Raw genomic sequence first — 18883 nt, 5'->3', positions numbered from 1 at the left:
GCTTCCGCGCCTCACTCTGGTGATCGGCGGTGCCCGATCCGGAAAATCCCGCCATGCCGAGGCGCTGGTCCGCAGCGCTGGCCGCGAGCGCGTCTATCTGGCAACGGCGCAGGTGTGGGACGAGGAAATGGCCGAGCGCGTCCGTCTGCACCGGGCCGACCGTCCGCAGGGCTGGCAGACCATCGAAGAACCTTATGCCATTGCCCCGCTGTTGGCGCGCGGCTTTGACGGCAAGCCGGTGCTGCTCGATTGCCTGACCCTGTGGCTGACCAACGTCCTGCTGGCCAGCGACGATCCCAGCCTGTCGGGGATGCCCTCGCCTGAACAGGCCTGTGAAACACTGCTGGCGACCCTTGCCACCTGCCCCGGCCCGCTGGTGCTGGTCAGCAACGAAGTCGGGCTTGGCATCGTGCCGGACAACGCCCTGTCGCGCCGGTTCCGTGATCTGGCCGGACGCCTGCACCAGAACGTTGCCGCACTGGCTGATCGCGTCGATCTGGTCACCGCCGGAATTCCCCTGTCCCTTAAGCCACAGCTTGCTTTAGCCCCGGTGGCTGAGTATCCCTAACCTCTCTCTGAACCTATCCATGGAAGCGCCCGATGAACAGTCTGCGTAAAATCCCGGCCACCGTGATCACCGGCTTTCTGGGCGCGGGCAAAACCACGCTGGTCCGCCATCTGATGGAACAGGCCAACGGCAAGCGGATTGCCCTGATCATCAACGAATTCGGTGATCTGGGGGTGGACCGTGAAATTCTCGCCGCCTGTGGCGTCGAAGGCTGCACCGAAGACACCATCATCGAGCTGGCCAATGGCTGCATCTGCTGCACCGTCGCCGATGAGTTCCTGCCGACGATGGACGCCCTGCTGAACCGGGCCGACCCGCCGGACCATATCGTAATCGAAACGTCGGGTCTGGCCCTACCCAAGCCGCTGGTGAAGGCCTTCCACTGGCCGGAAATCCGCCATCGCGTCACCGTTGACGGGGTGATTGCGGTGATTGATGCCAACGCCACCGCCGCCGGTCGTTTTGCCGATGACCCGGAGGCAGTGCAGGCGATGCGCGAGGCCGATGACTCGCTGGATCACGACAACCCGCTGGAAGAAGTGTTTACCGACCAGTTGCTGTGCGCCGACATGGTGGTGCTGAACAAGGCCGACCTGCTGGACGACGCCGGACTGGCGGCGCTGGAAACCGCGCTGAAAGCACAGGTGCGGCCCGGCGTGCATCTGGTGCCGACCGCCTATGGCAAGATCGACCCGGCGGTGCTGCTGGGGCTGGACAAGGCCGCCGAAGACGACCTCGACGCCCGCCCCAGCCACCACGATGGCGACGACGAGCACGATCATGAAGACTTCGAAACGTTTTTCATCGACCTCGGCCCGGTCGAAGACCTCGACGCCCTCGAGGCCCGTTTGCTGACTGCCATCAACGAACACGACATCCTGCGCATCAAGGGCTTCCTCGACGTGCCGGGCAAGGCCATGCGCCATCTGGTGCAGGCGGTCGGCCCACGGCTGGACCATTACTATGACCGCCCGTGGAAAGCCGACGAACAGCGGGCCTCGCGGCTGGTGGTGATCGGGCTGCACGGGCTGGACCGTGACGCCATCACCGCCCGCATCCGTGGGCTGGCTCCGGTGGCTGCTCTCTGATGCATCTGCTGGCCACCACTGCCGGAGCCATCGACGATGGCTCGCAGGCGCTCGATCTAGGGCAGACCCCCGGCGATGTGGTGGTCCTGTCAGCGGCAGAAAGCGAGCTGGCCTGTCTGGCCGCCGCCCATGCCCGCCTGCGGGCCTTGCCTGCCGATCAGACTCCGGCGGGAGGCTGGCCGTCGTTGCGGCTGGCCAGCCTGAACCTGCTCGGCCATAACCTGTCGGTGGACCTCTATGTGGACGCGGTGATCCGGCAGGCCCGGCTGGTGGTGGTGCGTCTGCTGGGCGGGCGCAGTTACTGGCCCTATGGCGTTGATGAAATCAGCGCCGCCTGCCGCAAACGCGGCATTCCGCTGGTACTTTTGCCGGGCGATGACCGCCCCGACGGCGACCTGTTGAGCAGCTCGACCGTTGACAGCGCCCGCTATCACCGCCTGTGGCATTACCTGATCCATGGCGGCGTCGATAACGCCGAACAGTTGCTGCGCCATGCCTGTGAGATGCTGGGCTGTACGCCGGTGCCGTCATGGCAGGAACCTACCCCGCTGGCGCCTGCCGGTCTGTGGGGCGCGGAACTGTCCTCGATCACCGACACTGGCACCGACACTGGCACCGACACCGGCAAACCGGTGGCGCTGGTGGTGTTCTACCGGGCGCTGGTGCAAGCCGCCAATACGGCCGTGGTCGAGGCCCTGTGTGACGCCCTGCGCGCCGAAGGACTGGCCCCGCTGGCGCTGTACGTCACCAGCCTGAAAGACCCGCTGGCCAGTGCGCTGGCCGAACAGGTGGTCGCCGATGCCCGCCCGGCGGTGATCCTGAACGCCACCGGCTTTGCCATCGGCAGCCCCAGCGACGGCGACCCGGCCCGCCAACCGCTGACCGCCACCGCCTGTCACGCCGGACCGTTTGCCGCCAGTGATGCGGTGGTGTTGCAGGTGGTGTTTGCCAGCGGCAGCGAAGCAGCATGGGACAGCGGGACCAACGGTCTGGGCGCGCGCGACATTGCGATGAACATTGCCCTGCCGGAAGTCGATGGCCGGGTGTTCAGCCGGGCGGTGTCGTTCAAGGCCGCCGCCACCCGCGATGCCGCCACCGAAATTGACTTGATCCACTATCAGCCGCGCCCCGACCGCATTGCCTTTACCGCCGCGCTGGCCGCCCGCTGGGCCAGGCTGCGCACCTCCGACCCCGCCCGCCGCCGGATCGGACTGGTGCTGTCGAATTATCCCAACCGCGATGGCCGGATGGGCAATGGCGTCGGCCTCGATACGCCTGCCGCCGCCGTTGACCTGCTGTCGGTGCTGGCCGGTGCCGGGTATGACCTTGGCACCACCGACCGGCCAGAGTCCGGCTCGGCGCTGATGGCCCTGCTGCGCGAAGGCGTCACCAATGACCTCGACGCCCGCAGCGGGCGACTGGTGCGCGAAAGCCTGCCGTTGCCGGACTATCTGGCCTTTTTCCGCACCCTCGACCCGACCGTGCAGCAGGCGGTCACCGACCGTTGGGGCACCCCGGAGCAAGACCCGCATTTCCAGCCGTCGGAGCTGTCCTGCGGCGGCTTTGCGCTGGCGATCCTGTGTTTTGGCCGGGTGGCGGTCGGGGTGCAGCCCGCCCGTGGCTACAACATTGACCCGGTCAGCAGCTACCACGACCCGGCGCTGGTGCCGCCGCACGGCTATTTTGCCTTTTATGCCTGGCTACGCGAGGCATTTCGGGCCGATGTGGTGATCCACCTCGGCAAGCACGGCACCCTTGAATGGCTGCCCGGCAAATCGCTGGCCCTGTCAGAACGCTGCTTCCCCGAAGCGGTGCTGGGGCCGATGCCGCACCTGTACCCGTTCATCGTCAACGACCCCGGCGAAGGCACTCAGGCCAAGCGACGGGCGCAGGCGGTGATCATCGACCACCTGACCCCGCCGCTGACGCGGGCGGAAAGCTATGGCCCGCTGCGCGATCTCGAACTGCTGGTCGATGAATACTATGAGGCCGCCGGCGTCGATCCCCGCCGCCTGAAGGTGCTGCGGCAACAAATCCTCGACCTGTCGCGCACGCTGGGGCTGGATCAGGATGTCGGCATCACCAGCGACGACAACGACGAACAGGCGCTGTCAAAGCTCGACAACCACCTGTGCGACCTGAAGGAACTGCAAATCCGCGACGGCCTGCACATTTTTGGCCGCTCGCCGGTCGGGCAGCAACGGCTGGACCTGCTGGTGGCGCTGGCCCGCGTGCCGGGCAGCCATGGCGTCAGCCTGCACCGGGCATTGGCCCGTGACCTCGATCTTGAGGCGTTTGACCCGCTGGACTGTGCCTATGGCGAGCCGTGGAACGGGGCGCGTCCCGCTGTGCTGGCAAGCCTGTCCGATGCGCCGTGGCGCTCGCAGGGCGATACCGTCGAGCGGCTGGAACTGCTGGCCAGTGCGCTGGTGGCCGGTGAGCAGCCGCCCCCCGGCCCGGCCAGCGCGCAGGCACTGGACTTTGTGCAGCAGCGCCTGATGCCCGCCGTTGATGCCTGTGGCGCCGCCGAACGGGCGGGCCTGCTGCGTGGACTCGACGGGCGCTTTGTGCCCCCCGGAGCCTCCGGTGCTCCCACCCGGGGCCGTCCCGACGTGCTGCCGACCGGGCGCAATTTCTATTCCGTCGATACCCGTGTGGTGCCGACTCCGGCGGCTTGGAGCCTCGGCTGGGCCTCGGCGCAGCGGTTGCTGGACCGCCATGCGCAGGACCATGGCGAATGGCCGACCACGCTGGCGCTGACCGCCTGGGGCACCTCGAACATGCGCACCGGCGGTGATGACATCGCGCAGGGACTGGCGCTGATGGGGGTAAAACCGACCTGGGATACCGCCTCGCGCCGGGTCACCGGCTTCGAGATTCTGCCCGCTGGCGTACTGGGACGCCCGCGCGTTGACGTCACCTTGCGCATTTCCGGCTTTTTCCGCGATGCCTTCCCGGCGTTGATCGACCTGTTCGACAGCGCCGCCCGTGCCGTTGCCGCCCTCGATGAACCGCCCGAGGTCAACCCGCTGGCCGCCCGCGTCCACAGCGAAACCGCCCGCCTGATGGCCGAAGGCCAGTCTGCTGCGGATGCCGCCACGCAGGCCGGGCACCGGGTATTCGGCTCGAAACCGGGAGCCTATGGCGCGGGCCTGCAAGCCCTGATCGACGAGCGCGGCTGGGACAGTGCCGACGATCTGGCACAGGCCTATCTCGGCTGGGGTGGCTATGCCTACGGTAAAGGCGGCGACGGCAAGGCCGCCCATGCCCTGTTCGGCCAGCGCCTGCAACAGGTGCAGGTGGTGGTGCAGAATCAGGATAACCGCGAACACGACCTGCTGGACTCCGACGACTATTACCAGTTTGAAGGCGGGATGACCGCCGCCGTGCGCAGCCTGTCCGGTCAACAGCCGGTGGTCTATCACAGTGACCATTCCCGCCCGGACGCGCCACGCATCCGCACCCTGACCGAAGAGATTGCCCGTGTGGTGCGCGGACGCGCCGCCAATCCGAAGTGGATCGAAGGTGTCATGCGCCACGGCTATAAGGGTGCCTTTGAAATGGCGGCGACGGTTGATTACCTGTTTGCCTTTCAGGCCACCGCCCGCTGCGTTGCAGATCACCATTTCGATGCCATATTTGACGCCTACCTTGGCGATGAAACGGTTCGCAGCTTTCTGGCCGAGCACAACCCGGCAGCCCTGCGGGAAATGGCCGACCGCTTTGCCGAAGCCATTGACCGCCGCCTGTGGTCACCCCGCCGCAATTCCACCCCCGGCCTGCTGGACGAGATAAGGATTTCCGCCCGTGACTGAGACACCCGACCAGCCCATCGTTGCCGATGTCGATGACAGCGAAAGCGAAGACGAGCGCCACAAACGCAAGATGGCGAAGAAAAAGGCCGCCCGCGACCGCATGATGGCGGCCAAAACCGCCGAAAAGGGCCTGATGATCGTCCACACCGGCGCTGGCAAAGGCAAATCGACTGCCGCCTTTGGCATGGGGTTGCGCTGCGTCGGTCACGGCTACAAGTTAGGGGTGGTGCAGTTCATCAAGGGGGCAATGGATACCGCCGAACGCGACATCCTGTCGCGCTTTGACAGCGTGACCTTCAAGGCGATGGGCGAAGGCTTCACCTGGGAAACCCAGGACCGCAACCGCGACATTGCCGCCGCCGAGCGCGCCTGGCAGGAAGCCCGCCTGATGTTGCAGGATCCCGAAACCCGCATGGTGATCCTCGACGAGCTGAATGTGGTGCTGCGTTATGGCTATCTTGATCTGGCGATGGTGCTGGACGATCTGGCCCACCGCCCGGCGGATCAGCATGTGGTGCTGACCGGCCGCAACGCCCCCGAGGCCGTCATCGAGGCGGCAGACATGGTTACCGAAATGACACTGGTCAAACACCCCTTCCGGTCTGGTATCAAGGCCCAGCCGGGGGTGGAATTTTAAATCATTGACCGTCCTTTTTCCTGTTTTGCATGACGCCTTCCGCCGTGGAGGCAAGAGAGGTCCGATGCGCTTTTTCACTCTGTTGACCGCTGCGGTGTCGCTGGTTCTGCTGACCACCGCACCCGCACGGGCGGATGAACGCTCCGACGCTTTGGCGACCGTCGCCAAGGCCACCTCGACCGTGCAGCACCTGCAAGCCGATGAGCACTTTCCCGAATACTGGCAGCCGTCGCTGGCGCGGGCGCGGGGGGTGCTGATCGTTCCCAGCTTTTACAAGGCCGGTTTCATTGTCGGCGGCGCCTATGGCAACGGCGTGCTGATGGTGCGCAACGACAGCGGGGTCTTTTCACCGCCGGCCTTTTACCGCATGACCGCGGGCAGCCTCGGCCTGCAGATCGGGGCCGAAGAGCGCGAGATCATGTACATGATCATGACCGACAAGGGTCTGCAGGCGATCATGGAAGACCGCTTCAAGGTCGGGGCCGGGGTCAATCTGGCGATTGTCACCTGGGGCGGCGGCGCCGAAGCCGCCACCACCAGCGCCGCCGGGGCGGATATTGTCGCCTTTTCCCATGCTGCCGGAGCCTATGGTGGCGGGGTGATCGAAGGGGCCGGGATCGAGCCGCGCCCGGACTGGAACCGGGCGCTCTATGGTGCCAATGCCAACAGCAAATCAATCGTCTTTGATCGCCGCTATACCCTTGAGGCCGCCAACGCGCTGATTGCCGCGCTGGATACGGCGTCGAACTTCCATCCGGCCAGCGGCACACCGGCTGCGCCGTCGTCGTCTTCCAACGGCTCGTACAACAGCACCCCCGCCAGCAACAGCAGCTCCTACAGCAGCAGCCAGCCGGTGAGTCAGAGCAGCAGCATGTCGGGGAGCAGCGCGTCGGGGAGCACTTCTGGCCGCTCGTCGATGGACGTGCAGGAACTCGACAGCCCCGGCACCACCGTCCAGAGCAGCAGCAGCAGTGTCAAAAGTTCTGGCGCGTCGTCGACCGGTTCGACGCCGGTCAAGCTGGTGCCGCAACAGGGCAGCACCCTGCAATAAAGTGTCCCCGCTGACAGAAAAATCCCGGACAGCCCGCTCTGTCCGGGATTTTTTTTTCGCCCGTTTTCGGCAAGACTACCTGCCGGATTGTCTTTGCAAAGGTTCCCGTCATGCCCCCAGCCTCGCCTGCTCCCCGCGCCCTGATGTTTCAGGGTACCGGCTCCGATGTCGGCAAAAGCCTGCTGGTCGCCGGGCTGGCACGGGCCTTTACCCGCCGGGGGCTGCGGGTCCGGCCGTTCAAGCCGCAGAACATGAGCAACAATGCCGCCGTGACCCCACCCTCGCCGGACTGTCCGCAGGGGGGCGAAATCGGCCGGGCGCAGGCATTGCAGGCGCGAGCCTGCGGGGTTCCCCCCAGTGTTTTGATGAACCCGATCCTGCTGAAACCGCAATCGGATGTTGGCAGTCAGGTGGTGGTGTGCGGCACGGTGCTGGGCAATGCCAAAGCCGCCGATTACCACCGGCTGAAGCCGTCGTTGCTGCCGCGTGTGCTGGACAGTTTCCACCGGCTGGCCAGTGAGGCCGATCTGGTGCTGGTCGAAGGTGCGGGGTCCGCCGCCGAAGTCAACCTGCGCGCTGCCGACATCGCCAACATGGGCTTTGCCGAAGCCGCCGACCTGCCGGTGATCCTGATCGGGGACATTGACCGTGGCGGGGTACTGGCGCAGGTGGTCGGGACCCACGTCCTGCTGCCCCCCGCCGAGCAGCAGCGGATCAAGGGCTTTGTGATCAACAAGTTTCGTGGTGACCCGGCCCTGTTTGCCGATGGCATGGCCCTGATGACCGAGCGCACCGGCTGGGCGGCCTGCGGCCTGCTGCCGTGGTTCCCCGATGCCGCCCGCCTGCCGCCGGAAGACGGCATGGCACTGGACAGTCTGCGCCCCTCCAGCGGCCCGCGGACCGACCGCCTGCGGGTGGTGGTGCCACGCCTGTCGCGCATTGCCAATTTTGACGACCTCGACCCCCTGCGCGCCGAGCCATCGGTCGAGGTCAGCGTCATTCCTGCCGGTCAGCCGTTGCCGCTGGATGCCGACGTGATCCTGTTGCCGGGATCAAAGGCCACCCGCGCCGATCTGGCGTTCCTGCGCTTGCAGGGGTGGGATATCGACCTGCTGGCCCACCATCGCCGGGGCGGCCGGATTGTCGGCCTGTGCGCGGGCTATCAGATGCTGGGGGAAACGGTCTTCGACCCCGACGGTCTGGAAGGCCGGGCGGGGGAAACTGCCGGACTGGGATTGCTGCCGCTATCCACCACCATCACCCGCCACAAGACCCTGACCGAGACCAGCGCCCACGACGAGCTGAGCGGCTGCCGGATTCAGGGCTACGAGATGCACATGGGCCAGACCATTGGCCCCGGCCTCGCCTCGCCGTGGCTGCGGCTGGATGGTCGCCCGGAAGGGTCGATCAGCCCCGACGGGCAGGTGATGGGCTGCTATATCCATGGGCTGTTCGCCAGCGATGCCTATCGGGCGCACCTGCTGGCGCAATGGGGCAGCCCCAGCACAGCCGCCTATGAGCAGGGCGTGGAGGCCGCGCTGGATGCGCTGGCCGATCATCTGGAGCGCCACATGGACCTGTCGGCCCTGCTGGCGCTGGCGACCCCGGTCAGCTAGAGCAGCGTGCGTTCAATCAGACGCAGGCACGCCGCTCTAACATTTTGTTTTGCCGCATTGTTGTTGCGAAAACCGGTTCCCACTTTTCGCACAATGCAGGTCTTTCCATGCCGCATTGTCTTTGCGAAAACCGGTTCCCACTTTTCGCACAATGCTCTAAGCCAACAACAACTGCACGATCCACAGCAGGGCGATCCAGGCGGCATTCAGCAGGCAGCCAACCACCATCAGCCAGACGGCGCGGCGGATGTCGCCTTCGTGGGCGTCCCGCCGCCCGTCGCCCAGCCATGGCTCGTTGACCAGACCTTCGCCGCTGTAGAGGCGCGGCCCGCACAGGGCCAGTCCCAGACCGCCGGCACAGGCGGCTTCGGGCCAGCCCGCATTCGGGCTGCGGTGCTTGCCAGCGTCCCGCAGCATGGTGCGCAGGGCCGACACCGGCGAGCCGTGGACCACAAACAGGCTGGCGATGCACAGCAACACCCCCCCCAAACGGGCCGGGAGCAAATTCAGCAGATCGTCAAAGCGCGCACTGGCCCAGCCAAAGGCCAGATAGTGCGGCTTTTTGTGGCCGATCATCGAGTCCAGCGTATTGACCGTCTTGTAGATCATGATCCCCGGCAACCCGGCCACCACATACCAGAACACCGGTGCCACGATGCCATCGGAAAAGTTCTCGGCACAGGATTCGATGGCGGCGCGCGACACCCCGGCCTGATCCAGTTGTTCCGGGTCGCGTCCGACGATCATCGACACCGCTCTGCGACCCCCGGCCAGCCCGTCCTGCGCCAGCCCCTCGGCCACCGCCTTGACGTGATCGTACAGGCTGCGCTGAGCCACCAGACTGACCAGCAACAGCAATTCCAGTACCCAGCCATAGGGCATGGTCATCGCCAGTTTCTGCACCAGCCAGCCAATCGCGCCGGTCAAGGCGCACAGGCTGAGCAGGACCATCACCCCGCGCACCTGCCGCTCACCGTGGCTGCGTTGCGGACGGTTGAGACGGCGGTCCAGAAAGGAAATCAGCCGCCCGATGGCCACCACCGGATGGGGGATCGCCCGGTACAGCCATGGCATCTCGCCCACCGCCACATCCAGCAGCAAGGCAAGGAACAGGATCAGGAACGGGTCATAGGCTGGCGTCGGCCAGATACCAAGGGGAAACATCGCCCACAGTTGCCTTCTTTGAAACGGCACGCTCAATTGCGCCGCATTACAAGACGCTTTATAGTCCGCCCCGCCTTTGTCCCCTGAGACAGGCTCAGGGTCGGACCCCGAAGGCAAGGACCAGGGTCCCGGACACAGGACCATATTTCGTTAACCCGCTCGAAGGCAAGGACCAAGCGACCGATGACCGAGACCTCCTCCCCCTGCGCGCCCTGCACCGACCCCGCTGAAAAGATCGGCGTGATGATCTGTGGCCATGGCTCCCGCGATGTCGCCGCCGTCGATGAGTTCAACCGGCTGGCTGTGCTGCTGCGCGAACGCCTGCCGCAATGGCCGGTCGAAAGCGGCTTTCTGGAATTTGCCCGCCCGATCATCCATCAGGGCCTCGACAAGCTGCGCGAAGCGGGCTGTACCCGCATTCTGGCCGTGCCGGGCATGCTGTTCGCCGCCGGTCACGTCAAGAACGACCTGCCGTGGGAAGTCAACGCCTATGCCGCCGCCCATCCGGAGCTGACCATTTCGTTCGGCAAGGAACTGGGCATCGATACCAAACTGTTGCAGGCCGCCCGCCAGCGGGTCGAAGAAGCCATTGCCGCCGCTGACCGCGACTTTGGGCCGGTTGACCGCGCCGACACCCTGTTGCTGGTGGTCGGGCGCGGCACCAACGATCCCGACGCCAATTCCAACGTCAACAAGGTCGCCCGCATGCTGTGGGAAGGCTGTGGCGTCGGCTGGACCGAAGTCGCCTATTCGGGTGTGACCGCGCCGCTGGTCGATGCCGGTCTGCGCCATTGCGTCAAGCTGGGCTACAAGCGGGTGGTGGTGTTCCCCTATTTCCTGTTCACCGGCATTCTGGTCCGCCGCATTTATGACTGGGTTGACGACGCCGCGGCCCTGTCGCCGGATATCCAGTTCGCCAAGGCTCCCTACCTCAATGATCACCCGCTGGTGATCGATAGCTTTGTCGAGCGGGTTCAGGGCATCCTGTCCGGCGATGTGGCGATGAACTGCCAGCTGTGCAAATACCGCGAGCAGGTGATCGGTTTTGAAAAGGATGTCGGGACCATTCAGGCCGGGCACCATCACCATGTGCGCGGTGCCGGGACCGATCATGATCATGGCCACGACCATGGACATCATCACCATCATGACCACGGGCATGACCACGGGCACCATCACCATGGGCATGATCATCACCACCATGATCACCATGATCATGATCACGACCACGATCATCACGGCCATGATCACCATCATCCGCAGTCCCACGACTGAACTTTTCCCCACGACAGGGGGCCATAACCGGCCCGCGACAAGGAGACAAACGGGTGAGCGGTGTTTCACGTGAAACAACGGCGGTGGGAAACACCGCCGCGCCGTGGCTGACGGTGGTTGGCATCGGGGATGATGGTGCGGCCAGCCTGACCGCGCCAGCCATTGCCATCATCCGCGCCGCCAGCATGGTGATCGGTGGGCAACGCAGCCTCGATCACCTACCCGCCGACTGTCCGGCGCAGCGGGTGGGCTGGACCACGCTGGATCAAACGCTGGATACCATCCTCGCCCGCCGTGGGCAGCCGACGGTGGTGCTGGCGACCGGCGATCCGATGTGGTTCGGGCTGGGGTCCACCCTGTCTCAGGCGTTGCAGCAGGCAGGCCATGATCCTCAGCGGGAGATGGCCGTCCTGCCAACCCCCGGCGCCTTTTCGCTGGCCGCCGCCCGTTTGTGCTGGCCGCTACAGGACTGTCTGTGCCTGACCGCCCACGGTCGGCCGGTTGCCGCCCTGCGCCTGCACTTTGCCCCCGGCCAACGCCTGTTGGTCCTGTCTCACGATGGGCAGACGGCGGCACAGGTGGCGGCAGAGCTGTGCGATTGTGGCTATGGCCCCTCGCAGATCACCGCCCTGTGGCATCTGGGGGGAATCAACGAAGGCCGGTTCAGCGCGCGCGCCGATCACTTTTCCGCCAATCCGGGATCTGAAGACCAGACCATCCCGGCGCTGAACACGCTGGCGATTGACTGCGTGCTGGCCGAGGGGGCCCGCCCGCTGTCGCGCACTCCCGGCCTGCCGGATGAAGCCTTTGAACACGACGGACAACTGACCAAACGCGAAGCCCGTGCCCTGACCCTGATGGCGCTGGCTCCGTGGCCGGGGGCGCACCTGTGGGATATCGGCGCTGGCTCCGGTTCCATTGCCATCGAATGGATGCGCGCCGCCCCGCGTACCACCGCGCTGGCGGTCGAGCGCGACCCGCTGCGACTGGCCCGGGTGGTCCGCAATGCGCAGGCGCTGGGGGTTCCTACCCTGCGCACCATGCTGGCCGATCTGCCTGCCGGGCTGCTGGCGCTGGATGACGAGCAGCCGCCGGATGTGATCTTTGTTGGCGGCGGCGTTTCGCGCCCCGGCCTGCTGGACAAGCTATGGAGCCGCCTGCCCGCTGGCGGCAGGCTGGTCACCAACGCGGTGACGCTGGAAGCCGAACAGGTGGTTTTGGACTTCCACCGCCGCCATGGTGGCGAACTGCGCCGTCTGGCGGTCAGCCGGACCCAGCCGGTCGGACGGTTGACCCGCTGGGATACCCTCGCCCCCCTGACCCAATTGTGTGCGGAGAAACCCTGATGGCAACCCTGTATGGCGTCGGTGTCGGGCCGGGTGATCCCGAGCTGCTGACCCTGAAAGCCGTCCGTATTTTATCCTCGGCGCAGGTGGTGGCCTATCCAGCCAACCCGCGCGGCGACAGTGTAGCGTTGAGCATTGCCGGGCATCACCTGCCCGCCACCGCCGAGCATATCGTGATGGCGATGGACTTTGTTCCCGATCGCCGGTCGGCCAACGCCGCCTATGACAGCGGCGCGGAACAGATCGCCGCCCGGCTGGCCGCTGGTCAGGATGTGGTGGTGCTGTGCGAAGGCGACCCGCTGCTGTTCGGCTCGTTTGCCTATCTGCTGCCACGGGTTCCCACCGCAACCCGCATCGAGGTGGTGCCCGGCGTGTCCTCGCTGACCACCTGCGCTGCGGCTGCTGTCCGCCCGCTGGCCCTGGGCAGCGAGCCGTTGTTGTGCCTGCCCGCCACCCTGCCTGCCGCCGATCTGGCGCGTGCCCTTGATGGGGTGGCAGCGGTGGCGGTGTTCAAGGTCGGTCGCCATCTGGCCACCGTCGCCGCCGCCTTGCAGCAGGCCGGGCTGGCCGAGGGGGCGGTGTGCGTGATTCGCGCCAGCCACCCGGACCAGCAGATTTTGCCCTTGCCCGAGGCCCTGCACCGGCCCGATGGTGTGCCCTATTTCTCGATGATCCTCGCCCGGCGGCCCTCGCCGTAACGTTCCCCTGCTGTTTCGGAAAGGCCTGCCTGTGTCTGCTCCCTCTTCCCTGATGTTGTCTTCCTCGCCGGTGGTGGTGGTTCTCAATCCGGTGGCCCTGCCAACCGCCCGCCGGGTGGTGGCCGCCCTGCCGTCGGCGGTTTTGCATGTGTTCGGCAGCCGGGTTCCAGCCTGCACCGATGCCGCCGAGGTTTTCGAGAATACCCTGCCTCATCTGCAGGCACTGTTTCAGGCCGGGCGGCCAATCATTGCGCTGTGCGCCAGCGGCATTGTCATCCGGGCACTGGCCCCGCTGTTGACCGACAAACAAAGCGAACCGCCGGTGCTGGCGGTGGCGGTTGACGGCTCGGTGGTGGTGCCGCTGCTCGGCGGCCATCACGGAGCCAACGCGCTGGCCCGGCAGGTGGCCGACGCCCTGCACGGGGTTGCCGCCATCACCACCGCAGGCGACAGCGTGCTGGGGGTGACGCTGGATCAGCCGCCCGCTGGCTGGACGCTGGCCAATCCGCAGGACACCGCCCCGCTGATGGCCCGCCTGCTGGCCGGTGAGCCGGTGCGGATTGACTGCGCCGACGGACTGGACCCGGCGCTGGCTGACTGGCTGCGCGCCGGATCATTGACCGAACAGGACAATGCCGCCCTGTGCCTGCGGATCACCGACCGGCAAGACAGCGGCTCTGCCGACACGCTGGTCTATCATCCGCCGGTGCTGGCGTTGGGGGTTGGCTGTGAACGCAACGCCCCGCTCAGTGACCTGTCGGCACTGGTGAGCCAGACGCTGGCGGCTGCCGGGCTGGCTCCGGCGGCGGTGGCGGCGGTGGTGTCGGTGTCGGTGAAGTCCAACGAAGCCGCCGTTCATGCGCTGGCCGAACAGATGGGCGTTCCGGCCCGCTTCTACAGCCCTGAACGGCTGGAAGAAGAAACCCCTCGCCTGCTGACCCCGTCGGAAGTGGTGTTCACCGAAGTCGGCTGTCACGGTGTGGCCGAAGGGGCCGCTCTGGCGGCGGTCGGGTCTGCTGGCGCGCTGGTGGTTCCCAAGGCCAAAAGCCGCCGTTCGACCTGCGCCATCGGCCGCTCGGCGGTGGCGATCGACGGGGCGGCCTGTGGCCGTCCGCGTGGTCGCCTGACCATCGTCGGCATCGGTCCGGGCAGCGATGGCTGGCGGACGCCTGCCGTGTCCACTGTCGTTGCCGGGTGCAGTGATCTGGTTGGCTATGGCCTGTATCTGGACCTGCTCGGCCCGCTGACCACCGGCAAGGTCCGCCATCAGACCGACCTTGGCAAGGAAGAAGAACGCGCCCGCAAGGCGCTGGATCTGGCCGCCGAAGGCCGAACGGTGGCGCTGGTCTGTTCCGGCGATGCCGGAATTTTTGCTCTGGCGACGCTGGTGTTTGAACTGCTGGACCACGAAGACCGCGCCGACTGGCGAATGGTCGAGGTCAGTGTCGAGCCGGGGGTATCAGCCATTCAGGCCGCCGCCGCCCGCGCCGGGGCTCCGATCGGGCACGACTTCTGCCTGCTGTCGCTGTCTGACCTGCTCACCCCGCGCGATGTGGTGCTGAAGCGGATTGCGGCAGCGGGCGAAGGCGACTTTGTGATCGGGTTCTACAATCCGGTCTCGCTGCGGCGGCGCGACCTGCTGGCCGAGGCACGCGACATCCTGTTGCAGCACCGCCCAGCCAGCACGCCGGTGATTCTGGCCCGCAATCTGGGCCGCGACGGTGAGAGCATCACCATCGTTGATCTGGCCGAGCTGACCCCCGACATGGCCGACATGCTGACGCTGGTGTTGGTCGGCAACTCGGAAAGCCGTCGCCTCAGCCATGATCGCCGCGACTGGGTCTATACCCCGCGCGGCTATGGCGACAAGTGGAAGCGGGGGTAAAAGCAGACAGGCCGCAGCCCTGACGCAATCCTTACCAAAAAACCATAGTGCTGCCTGAATTCTGCCCTATGCGGCGGGCATACTGTCAACACTGACCGGGACAACATCGCCCGGAACAGACCTGACCGGGGGCCAATGCCCCCACCCTTTCCGCCTGGAGCCGCCGATCATGAGCACCCGCCGCTTGTCCTCCCGCCGCCTGGCCGCCGCTGCGATTGGATCGCTGGTGGCCGGAGCCGTCCTGCTCAACAGCCTGTCAGCCTTTGCCCAGGGTCGCCCGGATGACCGGGGCGACAGCCACGGGCAGGAACAGGGGCAGATGCGACAGGACCATGGTCGCGGACCAGAACAGGGTAAGTCGCAGAACGGCCCGCAGGGAGGATCGCCGTTTGCCGACAACGAACGGTCGGCAATCAGCGGCTATTACGGCAAGCTGCCACCGGGTCAGGTGAAGCACGGCCGCATCCCGCCGGGCCATCAGGTGGTGCGCGGCGGCACCTTGCCGGTTGGCTATGGCGCGCCGCTGCCTCCGGGCCTGCAAAAGCGTCTGCCGCCACGTCCGGGCTATGAACGGGTGGTGGTGGGATCAGACGTCCTGCTGGTCGAAATCGCCTCACGCGTTATCGTCGATATCCTTACGGGTGCGGTGAAGTAACTTTTCCCCGCTTGTTCTGCCGGGCCGCAATGCCCATGTTCCACGATTGATGTTTCACGGCTCATCCACCTGATCTGAATGGCAGTGGATGGGCCGTTTTCCCATCTGCGAGGCCGCCATGTCCCATCGCGTTCTTTCTGCCCTGTTTGCCCTGTCACTGGTGGCAACGCTTCCTGTCGCAGCCCTGGCTGACGATGATGATCGGTATGATCGGTATGACCGCAATCGCCGCGATCAGCAATATGACGATCGGGATCGGGACCGGGATCGAGGCCAGTATCAGGACCGGGACAGGGGCCAGTATCAGGACCGGGATCGCTGGTCGCGGGAACGCTATGAGCATCAGGCCTCGCCCCCCCACTACGTTCCCGTGCCGGTTCCTGTTCCGGTGCCGGTCCCCGTTCCTGCCCCGCCCCCGCGCATGACTCTGACCGAGCGTATTTTCACCGCGCTGGAACAGGCCATCATCGGTGAGTATTTTTCCTATGGCGGCTCACGCTACGATTATCGCGACATGCCGCCGGACCGCATCCGCCGGGGAGATCGCCTGCCCTCACGCTATGTCGAAGACCTGCCTCCCGGCCTGACTGGACGCCTGCCAGTCCGCCCCGGCTTTGAGCGGGTGATCTATGGCCATGACATGCTGCTGGTCGATCAGCGCAGCCAGCGGGTGATCGACGTGATGCGCGATGTGGTGCCATAAGACGACAGCCATCGCACCTCACCTGCCAGACGCCGCCCGCTTTCGGGCGGCGTTTTCGTTTGCCGGGATTGTGCCCGGGCAGAGCGTTGGAATTACGCCAGAATTGTGAATCCCCCTTCTTGAAAAGACCCCACAAACTCCACAGCCTTGCCACAATCAGCCATCGTTTTGCCATCAGAGGTGGCGATACTCCTTTCTGTCAGCAGGGGACATCAACCTTCACCAACGAAGCCCCTCCTGCGATACCAGACAGCCAGATCCTGGCTCTGGGCCCCATCACGAGCCCCTTTCCAGCGGCTCACAGGACCAAGGTTCTTATGATGCGTACTGCGATGAAGTTTATTGCCCCCGCTCTGGTTGCCGGCCTGCTGTCCAGCGCCATGATGATGCCGGCTTCTGCGCAAACCACCAGCCCGACCGCCGCCCCGGTCAGCGGCGAGGTCAAGGAACCGGTCAAGGAGCAGGCCCCGACCAAGGAACACGGCAAGGAACAGGCCAAGGAACACGAAAAGGGTCACGAAAAGGACCACGGCAAAGAGCAGGGTAAGGAAGCCCCGAAGGACGCCGCCAAGGATGGCGCCAAGGCGCCGACCGCCCCCACGGACAAGGCCGCTCCGACCCCCACCACCCCGACCAAGACCCAGCAGTAACCCCCAGGATCGCATGGCGCGTAGCGCCTCTCCTGCCCCCCTCTTTCAAGGACATCAGTCATTATGCGCACGTCGCTCAAATTCCTCGCTCCCGCCCTGATCGCTGGCCTGATTTCCGGCGTCGCCCTGCAGGCTTCGGCCCAGACCTCCACCGCCACCACCCCGGCGACCACCACCGAAGCCACGACACCGGCCAAGGAACAGGCCCCGGCCAAGGAGCACGGCAAGGAACAGGCCAAGGAACAGGCCAAGGAACACGAAAAGGGTCACGAAAAGGACCACGGCAAAGAGCAGGGCAAGGAAGCCCCGAAGGACGCCCCCAAGGCGCCGACCGCCCCGACGGACAAGGCCGCTCCGGCCCCGACCACCCCGGCCAAGACGCAGCAGTAACTGTTGATGGCCCTGGACACCCCTCCCGCAAGGCACCTGCGGGAGGGGTGCCCGTTTTCAGGCCATCGACCGTATCAGGGTAGATCACTCCTGTTGCCGAAAAAGGATTTCTCCCATGGCTCTCCTGTCCCGTCATCTGCTGGCCGTTGCCGCTACCGGGGCCATGATTGGTCTGACAGCCCCGCAGGCCGCTCTGGCTGCTGACCTGCCCGGTGCTGCCGACATGGCCGCACAGCTGAAAAAGGCCAATGCCGAAAAAGCTGAAAAAGCCCGCAAGCAGGACGACCGTAACAAGGCCGCCGCCCGCAAGGCGGTCAAGGCCAAAAAAGAAGACAGTGACAGCAGCAGCAGCTCATCAAGCAGTTCGTCTTCAGATACGACCAGCGGGCCGGGCAATAATTAGTACTTTGTGCGTTTGCCTCTGACGGACAGTTCAGGCAAGGTGCGACCCTGTTGCCGTTTCCTCTGGCCTGCACGGGCCGGGCGGAGCCGGTATTGCGCCCCACAAGACAGGATTCGCCAGCCATGACCGTCTATTTCATCGGAGCCGGACCGGGAGCCCCCGATCTGATCACCGTTCGCGGCCTTCGCCTGATTGAACAGTGCCCGGTGTGTCTGTATGCCGGATCACTGGTTCCGGCTGAAATTGTCGCTGCGGCTCCGGCAACGGCGCAGGTGGTCGATACCGCCGCCCTTGATCTTGACCAGATCATCGACCTGATCACCGCCGCCCATGCCAAAGGGCAGGACGTGGCCCGCGTCCATTCCGGCGACCCGTCGATCTATGGTGCCATTGCCGAACAGATGCGCCGTCTTGACGCGCTGGGGATTGCCTATGATGTGGTCCCCGGTGTTCCGGCCTTTGCCGCCGCCGCCGCCGTCATCCAGCGCGAACTGACCCTGCCCGACATCAGCCAGACCATCATCCTGACCCGCACCGCCGTCCGTTCATCAGCCATGCCGGAAGGGCAGGACCTGACCACGCTGGGACAGGCGCGCGCCACCATGGCCATTCACCTGTCGATCAACAATCTGGCCAAGGTGGTCAAGGAACTGTCGCCCTTTTATGGCGAAGACTGCCCGGTGGTGGTGGTCTATCGCGCCACCTGGCCCGATCAGGCCATTTTGCGTGGCACACTGGGAACCATCCGCGAGCAGGTGAAAGCCAGCGGCATGACCCGCACCGCCCTGATCATGGTCGGGCAGGTGTTCGGCGACAGCGAATTCACCGATTCCAAACTATATGACGCCGCCCACAGCCACATCCTGCGCCCGGCCCGCGAGGCGTAACAGCCCGCTTTGGACAAAAAAAGACCCCCGGTCGGGGAGAGATCCGACCGGG

17 protein-coding genes are annotated in these 18883 nt (G+C 65.6%); 16 read left to right on the top strand and 1 reads right to left on the bottom strand.

Features of this window, described 5'->3' with window-relative positions; genetic code table 11:
- The first annotated feature begins 19 nt into the window (after positions 1-19).
- The 6 genes from cobU (at position 20) to BW995_RS05015 (ending at position 8775) form a co-directional block, all read left to right on the top strand.
- On the top strand, positions 20-568 hold the full coding sequence (cobU, locus tag BW995_RS05040; protein WP_245821296.1) for a bifunctional adenosylcobinamide kinase/adenosylcobinamide-phosphate guanylyltransferase: 549 nt from the start codon (positions 20-22) through the stop codon (positions 566-568).
- 32 nt (positions 569-600) lie between these two features.
- Entirely contained in the window at positions 601-1656 is a 1056-nt protein-coding gene (cobW, locus tag BW995_RS05035; RefSeq protein WP_076399108.1) for a cobalamin biosynthesis protein CobW, read from the top strand.
- On the top strand, positions 1656-5471 hold the full coding sequence (gene cobN, locus BW995_RS05030) for a cobaltochelatase subunit CobN (RefSeq protein ID WP_076399107.1): 3816 nt from the start codon (positions 1656-1658) through the stop codon (positions 5469-5471). The genes cobW and cobN overlap by 1 nt, the downstream gene beginning before the upstream one ends.
- Positions 5464-6108, top strand: a complete 645-nt coding sequence (gene cobO / locus BW995_RS05025; protein ID WP_076399106.1) for a cob(I)yrinic acid a,c-diamide adenosyltransferase — start codon at positions 5464-5466, stop codon at positions 6106-6108. Before cobN ends, cobO begins: the two co-directional genes overlap by 8 nt.
- 64 nt (positions 6109-6172) lie before the next feature.
- Positions 6173-7159: a lipid-binding SYLF domain-containing protein gene (locus BW995_RS05020; RefSeq protein WP_076399105.1), complete on the top strand. Its 987-nt coding sequence runs from the start codon at positions 6173-6175 to the stop codon at positions 7157-7159.
- A 110-nt stretch (positions 7160-7269) separates the two neighbouring features.
- On the top strand, positions 7270-8775 hold the full coding sequence (locus tag BW995_RS05015) for a cobyric acid synthase (RefSeq protein ID WP_076399104.1): 1506 nt from the start codon (positions 7270-7272) through the stop codon (positions 8773-8775).
- 156 nt (positions 8776-8931) lie between these two features.
- Here BW995_RS05015 and cbiB read toward each other — a convergent pair whose 3' ends face one another.
- Positions 8932-9939, bottom strand: a complete 1008-nt coding sequence (gene cbiB, locus BW995_RS05010) for an adenosylcobinamide-phosphate synthase CbiB (protein ID WP_076399103.1) — start codon at positions 9937-9939, stop codon at positions 8932-8934.
- A gap of 183 nt (positions 9940-10122) precedes the next feature.
- Between cbiB and BW995_RS05005 the strand changes: the two genes are divergently transcribed.
- From BW995_RS05005 to cobM, 10 genes are all read left to right on the top strand, one after another.
- Positions 10123-11214 (top strand): sirohydrochlorin chelatase, encoded by a 1092-nt coding sequence (locus BW995_RS05005; RefSeq protein ID WP_245821294.1) that lies wholly within the window; start codon positions 10123-10125, stop codon positions 11212-11214.
- 53 nt (positions 11215-11267) lie between these two features.
- On the top strand, positions 11268-12560 hold the full coding sequence (cbiE, locus tag BW995_RS05000; RefSeq protein ID WP_245821293.1) for a precorrin-6y C5,15-methyltransferase (decarboxylating) subunit CbiE: 1293 nt from the start codon (positions 11268-11270) through the stop codon (positions 12558-12560).
- Positions 12560-13258, top strand: a complete 699-nt coding sequence (gene cobI / locus BW995_RS04995; protein ID WP_076399102.1) for a precorrin-2 C(20)-methyltransferase — start codon at positions 12560-12562, stop codon at positions 13256-13258. The genes cbiE and cobI overlap by 1 nt, the downstream gene beginning before the upstream one ends.
- A 31-nt stretch (positions 13259-13289) precedes the next feature.
- Complete coding sequence (gene cobJ, locus BW995_RS04990; protein WP_245821291.1) at positions 13290-15143, top strand: precorrin-3B C(17)-methyltransferase; 1854 nt, start codon at positions 13290-13292, stop codon at positions 15141-15143.
- 169 nt (positions 15144-15312) lie between these two features.
- Positions 15313-15798, top strand: a complete 486-nt coding sequence (locus tag BW995_RS04985; RefSeq protein WP_076399100.1) for a hypothetical protein — start codon at positions 15313-15315, stop codon at positions 15796-15798.
- A gap of 88 nt (positions 15799-15886) precedes the next feature.
- Positions 15887-16501, top strand: coding sequence for a hypothetical protein (locus BW995_RS04980; RefSeq protein ID WP_076399099.1), 615 nt, complete (start codon positions 15887-15889; stop codon positions 16499-16501).
- Between the two features lie 317 nt (positions 16502-16818).
- A complete protein-coding gene (locus tag BW995_RS04975) occupies positions 16819-17151 on the top strand; it encodes a hypothetical protein (protein ID WP_076399098.1) in 333 nt (110 codons plus the stop codon).
- A 63-nt stretch (positions 17152-17214) separates the two neighbouring features.
- Positions 17215-17541 (top strand): hypothetical protein, encoded by a 327-nt coding sequence (locus BW995_RS04970; protein WP_076399097.1) that lies wholly within the window; start codon positions 17215-17217, stop codon positions 17539-17541.
- A gap of 115 nt (positions 17542-17656) precedes the next feature.
- Complete coding sequence (locus BW995_RS04965; RefSeq protein ID WP_076399096.1) at positions 17657-17944, top strand: hypothetical protein; 288 nt, start codon at positions 17657-17659, stop codon at positions 17942-17944.
- A 122-nt stretch (positions 17945-18066) separates the two neighbouring features.
- A complete protein-coding gene (gene cobM / locus BW995_RS04960; protein ID WP_076399095.1) occupies positions 18067-18831 on the top strand; it encodes a precorrin-4 C(11)-methyltransferase in 765 nt (254 codons plus the stop codon).
- Positions 18832-18883: the final 52 nt, after the last annotated feature.

Source organism: Insolitispirillum peregrinum (genome assembly GCF_900156605.1).
Lineage (GTDB): Bacteria > Pseudomonadota > Alphaproteobacteria > Rhodospirillales > Rhodospirillaceae > Insolitispirillum > Insolitispirillum peregrinum.
The sequence above is the reverse complement of the archived record's forward strand: the minus strand, read 5'-3'. Positions and strand labels throughout refer to the sequence as shown.